The 12,235-nt window shown below is 67.1% G+C and carries 12 protein-coding genes; 9 read left to right on the top strand and 3 right to left on the bottom strand.

What is annotated here, in order from left to right; all coding sequences use genetic code 11:
- Nucleotides 1-116: 116 nt before the first annotated feature.
- Nucleotides 117-749 (top strand): tyrosine-type recombinase/integrase, encoded by a 633-nt coding sequence (locus WYO_RS28060; RefSeq protein WP_007569178.1) that lies wholly within the window; start codon nucleotides 117-119, stop codon nucleotides 747-749.
- 348 nt (nucleotides 750-1,097) lie between these two features.
- On the opposite strand, the gene WYO_RS28065 is transcribed toward WYO_RS28060, so the two are convergent.
- Nucleotides 1,098-2,672 (bottom strand): winged helix-turn-helix domain-containing protein, encoded by a 1,575-nt coding sequence (locus WYO_RS28065; protein WP_007569179.1) that lies wholly within the window; start codon nucleotides 2,670-2,672, stop codon nucleotides 1,098-1,100.
- A 152-nt stretch (nucleotides 2,673-2,824) separates the two neighbouring features.
- On the opposite strand from WYO_RS28065, the gene WYO_RS28070 reads away from it, so the two are divergent.
- The 3 genes from WYO_RS28070 (at nucleotide 2,825) to WYO_RS28080 (ending at nucleotide 5,236) form a co-directional block, all read left to right on the top strand.
- Entirely contained in the window at nucleotides 2,825-3,847 is a 1,023-nt protein-coding gene (locus WYO_RS28070; RefSeq protein ID WP_007569180.1) for an alpha/beta hydrolase, read from the top strand.
- Nucleotides 3,837-4,358, top strand: a complete 522-nt coding sequence (locus tag WYO_RS28075) for a cytochrome P460 family protein (RefSeq protein ID WP_007569182.1) — start codon at nucleotides 3,837-3,839, stop codon at nucleotides 4,356-4,358. The genes WYO_RS28070 and WYO_RS28075 overlap by 11 nt, the downstream gene beginning before the upstream one ends.
- Nucleotides 4,359-4,714: 356 nt before the next feature.
- Nucleotides 4,715-5,236: a DUF1993 domain-containing protein gene (locus WYO_RS28080; protein WP_007569184.1), complete on the top strand. Its 522-nt coding sequence runs from the start codon at nucleotides 4,715-4,717 to the stop codon at nucleotides 5,234-5,236.
- Between the two features lie 129 nt (nucleotides 5,237-5,365).
- Here WYO_RS28080 and WYO_RS28085 read toward each other — a convergent pair whose 3' ends face one another.
- Complete coding sequence (locus WYO_RS28085; protein WP_007569185.1) at nucleotides 5,366-6,028, bottom strand: ribonuclease H; 663 nt, start codon at nucleotides 6,026-6,028, stop codon at nucleotides 5,366-5,368.
- Between the two features lie 709 nt (nucleotides 6,029-6,737).
- Nucleotides 6,738-7,490, bottom strand: a complete 753-nt coding sequence (locus WYO_RS28090) for a L,D-transpeptidase (protein ID WP_007569186.1) — start codon at nucleotides 7,488-7,490, stop codon at nucleotides 6,738-6,740.
- 286 nt (nucleotides 7,491-7,776) lie between these two features.
- On the opposite strand from WYO_RS28090, the gene WYO_RS28095 reads away from it, so the two are divergent.
- From WYO_RS28095 to WYO_RS28115, 5 genes are all read left to right on the top strand, one after another.
- Nucleotides 7,777-8,493, top strand: a complete 717-nt coding sequence (locus WYO_RS28095; RefSeq protein WP_007569187.1) for a protein phosphatase CheZ — start codon at nucleotides 7,777-7,779, stop codon at nucleotides 8,491-8,493.
- A gap of 80 nt (nucleotides 8,494-8,573) precedes the next feature.
- Entirely contained in the window at nucleotides 8,574-10,640 is a 2,067-nt protein-coding gene (uvrC, locus tag WYO_RS28100) for an excinuclease ABC subunit UvrC (RefSeq protein ID WP_007569189.1), read from the top strand.
- Between the two features lie 73 nt (nucleotides 10,641-10,713).
- Complete coding sequence (gene pgsA / locus WYO_RS28105) at nucleotides 10,714-11,313, top strand: CDP-diacylglycerol--glycerol-3-phosphate 3-phosphatidyltransferase (protein ID WP_163006196.1); 600 nt, start codon at nucleotides 10,714-10,716, stop codon at nucleotides 11,311-11,313.
- An 89-nt stretch (nucleotides 11,314-11,402) separates the two neighbouring features.
- Complete coding sequence (moaD, locus tag WYO_RS28110) at nucleotides 11,403-11,654, top strand: molybdopterin converting factor subunit 1 (RefSeq protein WP_007569192.1); 252 nt, start codon at nucleotides 11,403-11,405, stop codon at nucleotides 11,652-11,654.
- A 229-nt stretch (nucleotides 11,655-11,883) separates the two neighbouring features.
- The gene (locus WYO_RS28115; protein ID WP_007569193.1) at nucleotides 11,884-12,114 is read left to right on the top strand and encodes a hypothetical protein; all 231 of its coding nucleotides are present in this window, start codon (nucleotides 11,884-11,886) and stop codon (nucleotides 12,112-12,114) included.
- Nucleotides 12,115-12,235: the final 121 nt, after the last annotated feature.

Raw genomic sequence — 12,235 nt, forward strand, 5'->3', positions numbered from 1 at the left:
CCCGACGACCGGGTTGGGTCGGATGCGGAACGTCCGCATCTGCTCGCCCTCACCTCAGCGGTCTTGATTCGGGTGTCTTCTCGTCTCGTCGGCATAGGCCGGCGAGGAGATCGACGATGGGACACTCTGCATACGATCCGGCCACAAAAGGTCGGCAGCCCTGGAACGCGGGCCGCAAGCTCGGCGCCAAACGTGCCCTCAAACCTCAGCAGGTTTGGGCCATCCGGTTCTGGCTCGACCGCGAACGGCGGGTGCGTGACCGCGCGATGTTCGACCTTGCCATCGATAGCAAGCTGCGAGGCTGCGACATCGTCAAGCTCAAGATCGGCGATCTCGTCAGTGGTGGTCGCGTCCGCACACGAGCCATCGTTACTCAGCGCAAAACCGGCCGACCGGTACAGTTCGAGCTCCTCGAACCAGCCCGCAGCAGCATCCTGGCATGGCTGGAGGCCAGGGGTGGAACGCTCAACGACTATGCCTTCCCGAGCCGGCTCGACGGCGTCACGCACATCAGCACGAGGCAGTATGCGCGCTTGGTCGATGAGTGGGTCTCGGGTATCGGGCTGCGGTGCGAGGACTACGGAACCCATTCTTTGCGGCGAACGAAGGCATCGTTGATCTACAAGCGGACCGGCAACCTGCGTGCTGTGCAAATTTTACTGGGCCACACGAAAATCGAGAGCACAGTCAGGTACCTCGGCGTCGATGTCGAGGATGCGCTTACGCTTGCGGAAGGGACTGAGATTTGAGCCTCCGGCCCCTCGGCTTCAGGGTCGAGGGGCTTTAAAACCGGCCGGGCAGCAGTGCGCCCATCTCGGTCATTGCGCCCGTTCTTAGGAATGCTCTGAAGCAGACGTAGCAACGGTTGGGATTGCGTCTTTGGATCGCGCCAGTATCGGAAGTAGGCTCTACGCCCAGATGCGGCCGTTCAGTTCAGAGGGGCCGACCGTCCGGTGTCGACCCATTTCAGATGGCCGGATGATCTGATTCCAGGGCGTCGGATCGATCCGTTCGGGCGTTTTCGATTCGGGTGCGATCCGACCTATGTTGGACACCCTTTGTAGACCATCGGATCTCGGCTCAGCCTCGTTTGGTGATCAGGCCGGTAGGCCCGCGATCGCGAGAGCTTCGGCGTAGATCTTCGCCGTCCTCTCCAGCGGAAAGGGGATGCGGGCGAAGAAGCCCGAGATCGTCAAGGTCGGCTCGATGGCGAGCAGGTCGTCGACAGCCGCCCGTGCGCGATCCACCCGCCCGAGCCTGACATTGGCGACCGCGAGCACGCGCAGGGCCACGGCGAAACGGCGGTTCTGCCCGAGTGCCAATTCGGCCCAACCGATCGCACCGGTGTCGTTCTCGTCGATCAAGTCGGCAACTGCCATCACGCCGGACATCAGCCAGCCGCGCGGATCGCGCGGGTTGAGCTGCTGCGCGCGGACCACCATGCTGCGGCCCGCGCTGCCATTGCCGCACATCGCCTCGATCCAGCCCGCGAGCGTCAACGCCATCGCGGAGTTCGGGTTGAGGAGCAGCGAGCGGCGGAAGAGGTCCCGCGCCCGCTCACGCCCGCTCACGGCCATGTTCCAGATCGCGAAGGCGGACATCCACAGCACCTGCGCGTCGCCGGGCGCTAGCTCGACCGCCCGCCAAGCGAGGTCGACGGCCTCGGTGCGGGCTTGGTCGTCCTGTTCGGCCCAGCCCTGGAAATGGCACTGTGCGCGGCAATAAGCTGTCGCGGCCATCGCGGAGGCATAGCCCGGTTCGACGATCAGGGCTTCGCCCAGGCAGGTCAGGGCTCTGCCCATCCCGGCGCCGGTGAACTCGGCCATGTGGGCGTTGGCCCGCAGCAGAAGCTCGTAGGCATCGAGCCGAGACGGGGCCGTGCGGCCGAGACGACCGATCTCTGCCTGCTGCAGGGTCGGCTCGATCGCAGCAGCGACGCTGTCGGCGACCCGCTCCTGCAGCTCGAAAACGTCCTGCAAGTCACCGTCGAACCGGTCCGACCAGAGGTGGGCGCCCGAGACAGCATCGACGAGCTGCCCCGCAATGCGCAGCCGGTCGCGGCTGCGGCGCACGCTTCCTTCGAGCACGTAGCCGACGCCGAGTTCCTCGCCGACCCAGCGCACGTCGATCGCCTTGCCCTTGTAGGCAAAGGAGGAGTTGCGGGCGATCACGAACAGGCCGCTCATGCGCGACAGAGCCGTGATGATCTCCTCGCAGATCCCGTCCGCGAAATAGTCCTGCTCCGGCTCACCGCTCATATTCGTGAAGGGCAGGACCGCGACGGCCGGCAATCGCGATCCCGCGCGCCAGGCAAGGCCGGCGTCGCGTCCCGTCTCCGCCATCGGCTCGGGCGGGAGCTCTGCCAGCTCTTGCACCGCGGCGACGAAGCGCACGCCCTTGCGCGGAAGCGTGCGGATCAGCCGTTGGTCGAGGCCCGTGTCACCGACCGCCGCGCGCGCGGCGTTCAGCCGGCTGCTGATCGTCGCCTCTGACACGATGCGGCCGTGCCAGACCGCCTCCAGCAGATCGTCGCGGCTGACCACCCGATCGCGGGCCGCGATGAGATGGGCGAGCATATCGAAGACCTGTGGTTCGAGGGCGACGAGGTTGCCCCTCTCCCTGAGCTCGCGCCGGGCGGTGTCGAGGGTGAAGGACTCGAACTGGTAGATCACGCGGCCGCCTCAGCGATCAGGCCGGCTCAGCAGGCCCAAGCAGCGCCGAAAATCAAGAGGTCCTGAAGGGTAACTCCACGGCATCTGAAAGCGGCTCGCGGCCGGTGAGAGTAGTGTCCAGCGCATCGATACGCCAGCTGCGGGATGTGCCCATGCCGTCCGAAACCATCAACCAGAACCGCCGCCGCCTTCTCGGCGGCGCGGCTGCCACCCTCGCGGCCGTCGAACTCGGCCTCGTCAATTCGGCGCGCGCGCAGACGGGATCGGACGCCGGCGCTGCGTTCGGACCGCTCAGGGCGGTCGAAGCCGGCCTCCTGCGCGTCGGCTATCTCGAAGTCGGCAATCCCTCCGGCCCGGCGGCGATCCTGCTCCACGGCTGGCCCTACGACATTCACAGCTTCAGGGAGGTCGTGCCGCTCCTCGCTGCGGCGGGATACCGGGTGATCGTGCCCTACCTGCGCGGCTACGGCACGACACGCTTCCTGGCGGCTGACGCCGTGCGCAACGGCCAGCAGGCGGCGCTCGCGGTCGACGTCATCGCCCTGATGGACGCCCTCGAGATCCGTCAGGCCGTTCTCGCCGGCTTCGACTGGGGCGCCCGGACCGCCTGCATCGTCGCTGCGCTCTGGCCGGAACGTTGCCGGGCCCTGGTGTCGGTCAGCGGCTACCTGATCGGCAACCAGGAGGCAGGCAAGACGCCGCTGCCGCCCAAGGCCGAGCTCTCCTGGTGGTACCAATTCTACTTCGCGACCAGCCGCGGCCGGGCGGGCTACGAGGCCAACCGCACCGAATTCGCCCGGCTGATCTGGCGGACGGCTTCGCCGCGCTGGCAATTCGACGATGCCAGCTTCGCACAGAGTGCGGCGGCCTTCGACAATCCGGATCACGTCAGCATTGTCATCCACAACTACCGCTGGCGCTTAGGCCTCGCCGACGGCGAGCGGCGCTACGATCCGCTCGAGGCACGCTTGGCTGAGGCACCAAAGATCGGCGTGCCGACGATCACGCTGGAAGGCGACGCGAACGGAGCCCCGCACCCCGATCCCGCCGCCTATGCCGACAAATTCTCCGGGCGTTACGCGCACCGGACGATCACCGGCGGCATCGGGCACAACCTTCCGCAGGAGGCCCCGCAGGCCTTCGCGCAGGCCTTGGTGGACGTCGATGCCTCCTGACCGTCGCCTCCGCGGACACGGCGCCCTTCTCCTGGCCTGCGCCACGTCAGGCCTTCTCGTCGCGACCGCCCGGGCGGTGGACGAGAGCGGAAAGCCCGCCGCGCCGATCTACGGCGTCACCATTCCGGATGGCTACCGTGACTGGCGCCTGATCGCTCCGGCGCTCGAAGACGCCCCGCTGAACGAGTTGCGCGCGGTCGTCGGCAATGACCGCGCCGTCGCGGCCTACCGGGACGGCACGCTGCCCTTCCCGGATGGGACGGTCCTCGTGAAACTGGCCTGGGAGCGGATGCCGTCGGCGGAGTTCGAGTCGGCGACGGTGCCGGGCCGGGCCACGACCGTGCAGGTCATGGTCAAGGACGCGAAGCGTTACGCCGCGACCGGCGGCTGGGGCTTCGGCCGCTTCATCGACGGCAAACCGGTGGACGAGGCGCAGCACCAGACCTGCTTCGCCTGCCACGAGGCGCGGGTGAGGAACCACGATTTCGTCTTCACGCGGTATGCGCGATGAGGGACGCGCGGCTGAGGCGAATGAGAATGGGTCGTCCCCGGGCCGAGGCGAGATGGTGGGCTGCCGCCATGTTCGGCAATCTGCGCGGATCCCTCAGCCAAGAAATGGAACGCCCGCTCGCAGACGGCACCCCCGGAGCCGCTTCCAACTTGGAGTCGAAGTTACCGCACGGTCGATGAACGGCTACGTCTGGGAAGCACCGACGGCGGTCCGGACAGTTGGCATGGGTTGCAATGACACACTCTCTCAGCGGACCTTCACTGACCGACTTCAACGCCACGAACTCCGCGACGGGGGCCTGACGCCGTGTGCGCCTTCTCACCGAGCCGAAAGTGCAGGTGCCTTAGCTATTCCTGATGAGCATCAGCATCCACGACGTCAGCGTCCCGGTCTTCGTGAACGCGCTTCGCAACATGAGCGCTTGGCTCGACAAGGCGGCATCGGAAAAGCCCGAGGCCGACTTACTCCTCTGCCGACTCGCCCCCGACATGCGGCCCTTGCCGGCCCAGTATCAAATGGCCTCCGACAGTGCGAAGAACGCCGTGGCGCGGATCGCCGGGATTGAGGCGCCCGCGATGCCGGATGTCGAGGCCAGTTTTGCCGAACTCAAGGAGCGTTGCGCGAGGACCATCGCCTTCGTTGAAAGCATCGATGCTGCTGTGTTGGTCTCGGGCGCGGAGCGCGAGGTCGAGTTGAAGTTCCCGAACGGCATGGGATACCGCTTCACGGGGCAGGCCTATCTCACCGGATTCGCACTTCCGAACTTCTTCTTCCATGTGACCACCGCCTACGGGATCCTGCGCAGTGCCGGGGTGCCCCTCGGCAAGCCAGACTTTCTCCAGCACCTCGGTCCGCCGAACATCCAGGTTGCGAAGTAAGCGAACCCGTCTGGCGTCGGCCTGGGCCCTGTTCAGGATCCATTCCGGCCGGAAGCTCAGGCATCGCCGACGGGCCACCGAACGAACCGGTCTTGAGCTTGGGATGAGCGGGTTCCTGCGACGGGATGACTATGCTTGGCTCGATCGCATGCGTGCGACCTCGCTGGGCCCAATCGCGAGGTAGAAGCGGATCGCATCGTCGACCAGAGCGTCGGGCGTGACACCCGCTGCCTTTGCGGCCCGAGTAACTTGGAGGCCGAGCGCAAGATCGATGCGCAGGGCGGCACCCTGGCCCGGCGAAGCTGGTGCGACGGTCGGGGCAGGTATGGGTGCAGCACTGTTTCGCGACTCGAGCTTGCCAAGCTTCGCTTCGCGACGACCCTGGTGGACGAGAGCGTCGGCGCGCTCATTGAGACGGTCGCCGGCATGCCCCCGGACCCAGGTCCATTTCACGTCGCGCGCCGCGTTCAGTTCGTCGAGGCGCTTCATGAGGTCGACGTTCTTCACGTCCCCCGTCGTCGTGCGCCAGCCTTTCGCCTTCCAACCGCGCATCCACTCAGTCACGGATTTGACGACGTACTGGCTGTCGCACCGCATTTCGATCGCGGCCCCGGCCGGGAAATGCTCGAGGCCCTTGATCGCTGCCATCAGCTCCATGCGGTTGTTGGTCGTGGTGCCGGGCTCTCCGCCGCACAACTCGACCGTGCCTTCCGGGGCCGCAACGACGACCCCCGAACCGCCTGGCCCTGGATTAGGGTCGCAGCCTCCATCGGCATAAACGATCGTGCGCATCGTGGCGTCAGCCCTTCCCTACGGGGTGGTCGATGGGAGGCTGCCATCGGTGCCCGAAATTAGCTGACAGATAGTATCTCTCCCCGGGCCGGTTGAGGACGCAAAATGAACACGCCGACTGCTCTCCGATAATGCGTGGTAGGTCTACGTCGGCGGGGTGGGGCAAACGGCGTGTCCGCTTTTCTGGTCGATCCTCTCCGAAGCGGGCTAGCGGCTTTCGGCCAGACTCCGTCATGCCGGATGGCCATCGCGCGCAGAACCGGACAATCGGCCTGGCGCCCATCCGATTGCACTGACGCGAAGGGAGGCTTCACGCATGGGGTGAGGCGTGCGAGTCCTCGCCAGGGCTCAGACGACATGCGTGCTCCCGAATCCGACCTGATCCGCCCCCACTGGAGTGGTCCGCCCTGAGGTATGGCCTGCGGGTCAGGGTCACGGAAGCCAACGCCCAGATACCTAAGCCACGCAATAGGCTCCGATGCCGTAACCCTCGAACGCCTCGACGCTGGCCGGGTCGTAGACGGCCGCATGATAGTCGCGCTTGTCCGGCGCGGGCTCAATGCCTCGGGCGCAAAGAAACCCGCTCACGCATTCGGGGCCGGAACTCGATGATCAGGCCGGCGTTAACGCGCGCCGACAAACTTCGCGCGCCCAGGCCGACACACTACCCGCTCCTGCCGACAAACTTCCTGCGCTCGCACAACGGGCGTCAGAGCACCTCGACGCGGGTCCCCACCGGAACGCGGTCGTAGAGGTCCACCACATCCTCGTTCATCATCCGGATGCAGCCCGACGAGACCGACTGGCCGATCGTCCCCGGCTCGTTCGTGCCGTGGATGCGGTAGAGCGAGGAGCCGAGATAGAGCGCGCGGGCGCCGAGCGGGTTCTCGGGACCACCGGCCATGTGCCGCGGCAGGTCGGGACGGCGGGCGAGCATCTCGGCCGGCGGCGTCCAGTCGGGCCATTCGGCCTTGCGGCTAACGGTCTTGAGGCCGCTCCAGGCGAAGCCCGGACGACCGACGCCGATCCCGTAGCGCAGCGCCCGCTGCCCAGGCTGAACCAGATAGAGGTGCTTGGCGGCCGTATCGATCACGATCGTCCCAGGCCGCTGAGGCCCGTCGAAGGCAACCTCCTGGCGCCGGTATTCCGGCCCGACCTCCCGAGCGATGCGGCCCGGATCCGCCTGGGGGACGCCGTAGGCCTGCTGCGGTGGGAGAGCCTGCAGGGGCTCCGGCTCGGCCGGCAGGAGTTCGCCGGAATATGCCGCGACCCGCTGCGGCGCGGCCGAGCGTTGCGGCCAGCCGCGGCCCCCTCCCCCGGCTTGACCGGTCACGAGATATTCGATGAGGCCGCCGCCATAGCCGCCGCCTTCGGCATAACGCGACTGCTGCGCCGACGCGGCGGCGCATAGCCACCCCGTGGCCACGACCGCACACAGACCCAGACGGACCGAACCACGCATCGGCGAACGCTCCCGTGGGGGCAGAGGCCCCGATTCGGGGACGATCCACCCGCGACCGGGCGTTCCGGTGAATCAACATGGTGAATCACGCCGCGCCGTCCCCGCCCTCCCCGAATGCGCGCGATCAGCGTGAATCGTTAGTAAAACCCTGCGTGCCACAACCACCGATAGGTCAAATGTCGCCGGGGCATAGAAATCGTCGTCGGATGAGGTTGGCAGTCACAGTCCGCTAACCGATTGTGGTAGAGAGTTGCCACCACGGATCCTGAAGGCTCACGCCCCGACGATGACCCAAAAGCGCTATCGTATCGAAGACAGCCTCGGGCTTCCCGGGGTCTTACCCGCCGCACCGGCTCCGGAGGCCTCGAATGAGCGGCTGGACGAGATCCTGAGCGCGATCATGGATCTGCGCCGCATCACGCAGATGAGCGCGGACGAGACGATCGAGACGTGCCGGCGCGAGCTGCACGATGCGCTGGCGATGCGCTCCGAACTCGACCTGATGAAGGAGGCGATCACCCGGACCAAGTCCGAGCTGGCGACGCTTCACCGCTCCGAGAACAGCGGCAAGGGCATGCGCCGCGCGGCGGACGAGCTCGACGCGGTGGTCGAATCAACCGAGCGCGCCACGACGCAGCTGCTGAATGCGGTCGAGGAGATCGAGTCGAATGCCGGCATGCTGTACACGGCGAATTTACCGCCGGGCATGAAGCAGCACGTCGACATCATCCAGGAGCGGGTGATCTCGGCCTACGAGGCCTGCAACTTCCAGGATCTGACCGGCCAGCGGATCAACAAGATCGTCGGCGTGATGAAGTTCATCGAGGAGCATCTCGATCGGCTGATCGCGGCCTGGACGCAGCTGGACAGCTTCCGCGACCTGATCACCGTCATGCCGGTCCCGACCGCGCTGGACGACGAGAGCAGCCTGCTCAACGGGCCGAAGCTCGACGACGATCCGGGCCACGTCGACCAGAACGACATCGACTCCCTGTTCGACTGATCCGGCCGGACGGGTCCGGCGCGGTAATTTTGTCGGCCAACCCGGTCCCACTCGGGGGCAGGAACGCTTAGATCTGCGGTATGAACCGCAGAGCCCTCTCAGACCTGCCCCCCGACACCTTCGACGACGGCCGCGACGCCGAGCGCGAGGAGAGCGCCGGCGAGTCCGAGGCTGCGCTGTCCGCCGAGGATTCGCCGGAGATCGATTTCGATTTCGATCCGGGCGCGGTCCAGGCCGGCACCGAGGTGATCCGCCGGTTCTGGTCGACGCTGCCGAACTCCCCCGGCGTCTACCGGATGTTCGATCATCGCGGCGACGTCCTCTACGTCGGCAAGGCCAAGAACCTGAAGGCCCGCGTCGGCTCCTACGCCCGCGGCCAGGCGCATTCGAACCGCATCGCCCGGATGATCTCCCAGACGGCGGCGATGGAGTTCGTCACCACCGCCACCGAGACCGAGGCGCTGCTCCTCGAAGCCAACCTGATCAAGCAGCTCAAGCCCCGCTTCAACGTGCTGATGCGGGACGACAAATCCTTCCCGTACATCCTGGTCACAGCCGACGGGCCGGCGCCGCAGATCGTCAAGCACCGCGGCGCGCGGCGGCGGAAGGGCAATTATTACGGCCCCTTCGCCAGCGTCTGGGCGGTCAACCGCACGGTCAACGCCCTGCAGCGGGCCTTCCTGCTGCGCACCTGCACCGACAGCTATTACGAGAACCGCAGCCGGCCCTGCCTGCTGTTCCAGATCAAGCGCTGCTCCGGCCCCTGCACGGGCGAGATCGGGACCGACGACTACGCCGCGATGGCGGATGCGGCGCGCGCCTTCCTGGCCGGCAAGTCCAACGCCGTGAAGGACCGGATGCGCGCCGAGATGCAGGAGGCATCCGAGGCGCTGGAGTTCGAGCGCGCCGCCCGCTACCGCGACCGGATCGCGGCGCTCTCGGCGATCCAGGGGGTGCAGGGCGTCAACACCCAGGGCGTCGAGGAGGCCGACGTGTTCGCCCTCGACGAGCAGGCCGGGCAGTTCTGCATCGAGGTATTCTTCTTCCGCAACTTCCAGAACTGGGGCAACCGCGCCTACTTTCCGAAGGCCGACCGGTCGATGACGGCCGAGGAGGTGCTGGGCTCGTTCATCAGCCAGTTCTACGATGACAAGCCCGCGCCCCGTACGGTGCTGACCAGCCACCCGATCGAGGATGCCGAGCTGGTCGCCGCCGCCCTGTCGAGCCGGGTCGATTACCGGGTGGAAATTCACAAACCGAGCCGCAGCGAGCGGAAGAACCTCGTCGATTACGCCCAGCGCAACGCCAAGGAGGCGCTGGCGCGGCGGCTCGCCGACACCGCCTCGCAGGGCAAGCTGCTGACGGCCCTGGGTCAGGCCTTCGGCATGGACCGGACGCCGCGGCGGATCGAGGTCTACGACAACTCGCACATCATGGGCACGAACGCGGTGGGCGGGATGATCGTCGCCGGCCCGACCGGGTTCATGAAGACGCATTACCGCACCTTCAACATCAAGTCGGAGGAACTGACGCCGGGGGACGATTACGGCATGATGCGCGAGGTCCTGCAGCGGCGCTTCAAGCGCCTCGTCAAGGAGGCGCCCCGCACCGAGCGCGAGGCCGCCGTCGCGGCGGCCGAGGGTGTGGACGCCGAGCCGATTCCGGCGCCCGCGGAGGATAGCGAGGCGTTTCCCGCCTGGCCGGACCTGGTGCTGATCGACGGCGGCAAGGGCCAGCTCGACGCCGCCCGCACGGCGCTCGACGAGATCGGCGTGTCGGATGTCCCGTTGGTCGGTATCGCCAAGGGCCGCGACCGGGATGCCGGGCGCGAGACGTTTTTCGTGCCGGGGCGGCCGCCGTTCAAGCTTCCGCCGCGGGACCCGACGCTCTACTTCGTGCAGCGACTGCGCGACGAAGCCCACCGCTTCGCCATCGGCAGCCACAGGGCCAAGCGCAAGCGTGAGATGATCAAGAATCCCCTGGACGAGATCGCCGGCATCGGCCCCAGCCGCAAGCGCGCGCTGCTGCACCATTTCGGGACCGTGAAGGCGATCGAGCGGGCCGCCTTCGAGGATTTGGCCAAGACGCCCGGGGTCAACGCCGCGACCGCGCGCGCCGTCTACGATTTCTTCCATGCCGGCGCCTGAGAATCCCGCCGTCCCGGCCGCGCCCGCGGCCGAGACGTTGACGCCCGGGCCAAGCTCTGATTTCACCCCGTCGATGAACGCCGTCCTTCCCCGACGACGGTCGCCGGCCTGGACGCTCGCGAATTGCCTGACCTACGGGCGCCTCGTCGCGGTGCCGGTGATGGTCGCATTGCTGTTCTGGCCCGACTCGCACACCGCGCGCTGGACCGCGCTGGGCGTTTTCGTGGCGGCCGCGATCACCGACTACCTCGACGGGTATGTCGCGCGCACCTACCACCAGAGTTCCGCGCTCGGCCGCATGCTCGACCCGATCGCCGACAAGCTGCTGGTCTCGGCCTGCCTGCTGATGCTCGCTGCCGACCACACCATCGTCGGCTCGTCGGTCTGGGCCGCGATCGTGATTCTGTGCCGGGAGGTGCTGGTTTCCGGCCTGCGCGAGTACCTCGCCGAGCTGAAGGTCGGCGTGCCGGTCAGCAAGATCGCCAAGTGGAAGACGACCGTCCAGCTCGTGGCGCTCGGCTTCCTGGTGGCCGGCCCCGCGGGCGAGCGGGTCCTGCCCGGCACGGAGGCGATCGGCCTCGCGCTGCTGTGGCTCGCCGCCGCCCTCACGATCTGGACCGGCTGGGACTACATGAGGGCCGGGATCAAGCACGTGATCGACGACCCGCGCTAGGTCATCATCCCGAAACGCGGCTTCCGCGTTCCGACCAGGGCGATGATCGATGGGCGAGGCTGACGGTCCCCTTCCGGCATGGTGACGCGATGAAGCTCGTCTATTTCGCCTGGGTCCGCGAGCGGATCGGCCGCGCCGAGGAGGAGTTGGTGCCGCCGCCGGAGGTCGCCACGGTCACCGATCTGGTTGCCTGGCTGCGCGGGCGGGGCGAGGAATACGCCTACGCGTTCGAGGATCCGGGCGTGGTGCGCGCGGCCATCGACCGGACCCATGCCAAGCCGGATGCGGCCATCGCGGGTGCCGGCGAGATCGCGTTCTTCCCGCCGATGACCGGCGGCTGAGGCCCGGCGATCCCGGCACGTAGTCCGCCGATCTTGAAAGCCGGGGCTTTCCGGGGTCTCTTGCGGTGTCGCTCCGGCCGCGTTTCAAGCCGAACGGCGCGTGGGCCGAGCCGCGTTCCTCTACGGGTTCGGCCCGCTTTTCAGCACATGATCTAACCACCAGAAATTGCGGAACGCTCAAGCTGGGGCCGCCGTTACTCGGGACCGAAATCGGAACCGGAGTTCCCCGATGCGCCACACCCTCCTCGCCGCCGCTGCCCTGCTCAGCCTCGGTGCCGCCGCCCAAGCCCAGACCACCGTCATCGAGCGCGACCGCCCCGCCGTGGTGGTCGATCGTCCGGCCTCCGAGTCGAAGTCCGTCACCGTCCACGATCATGGCGACGGCTGCGTCAGCAAGACGGTCCGCAAGGAAAACGAGATGGGCGATTCCAAGACCGTGAAGAAAGAATCGTGCGACTGAGTCAGGCACCGTTCGGGACAGACGTGGCCCGGGCGTCGGCTTTCGCGCCTCGGTCGCTCCGCGGAAAGAACACCGCGGAACAGTAACTTAGAGCTGTACCCGATCGGATCGTGATCGGGTA

This window comes from Methylobacterium sp. GXF4, from assembly GCF_000272495.1.
In the GTDB taxonomy this organism is placed as follows: domain Bacteria; phylum Pseudomonadota; class Alphaproteobacteria; order Rhizobiales; family Beijerinckiaceae; genus Methylobacterium; species Methylobacterium brachiatum.

Excerpts from the sequence above, each read along its gene's own strand:
- WYO_RS28060 (WP_007569178.1), top strand. The coding sequence starts at position 117 with ATGGGACACTCTGCATACGATCCGGCCACAAAAGGTCGGCAGCCCTGG.
- WYO_RS28115 (WP_007569193.1), top strand. The coding sequence starts at position 11,884 with ATGCGCCACACCCTCCTCGCCGCCGCTGCCCTGCTCAGCCTCGGTGCC.
- WYO_RS28095 (WP_007569187.1), top strand. The coding sequence starts at position 7,777 with ATGACCCAAAAGCGCTATCGTATCGAAGACAGCCTCGGGCTTCCCGGG.
- WYO_RS28070 (WP_007569180.1), top strand. The coding sequence starts at position 2,825 with ATGCCGTCCGAAACCATCAACCAGAACCGCCGCCGCCTTCTCGGCGGC.
- uvrC (WP_007569189.1), top strand. The coding sequence starts at position 8,574 with ATGAACCGCAGAGCCCTCTCAGACCTGCCCCCCGACACCTTCGACGAC.
- WYO_RS28075 (WP_007569182.1), top strand. The coding sequence starts at position 3,837 with ATGCCTCCTGACCGTCGCCTCCGCGGACACGGCGCCCTTCTCCTGGCC.
- WYO_RS28080 (WP_007569184.1), top strand. The coding sequence starts at position 4,715 with ATGAGCATCAGCATCCACGACGTCAGCGTCCCGGTCTTCGTGAACGCG.
- WYO_RS28090 (WP_007569186.1), bottom strand. The coding sequence starts at position 7,490 with ATGCGTGGTTCGGTCCGTCTGGGTCTGTGTGCGGTCGTGGCCACGGGG.
- pgsA (WP_163006196.1), top strand. The coding sequence starts at position 10,714 with ATGAACGCCGTCCTTCCCCGACGACGGTCGCCGGCCTGGACGCTCGCG.
- WYO_RS28085 (WP_007569185.1), bottom strand. The coding sequence starts at position 6,028 with ATGCGCACGATCGTTTATGCCGATGGAGGCTGCGACCCTAATCCAGGG.
- moaD (WP_007569192.1), top strand. The coding sequence starts at position 11,403 with ATGAAGCTCGTCTATTTCGCCTGGGTCCGCGAGCGGATCGGCCGCGCC.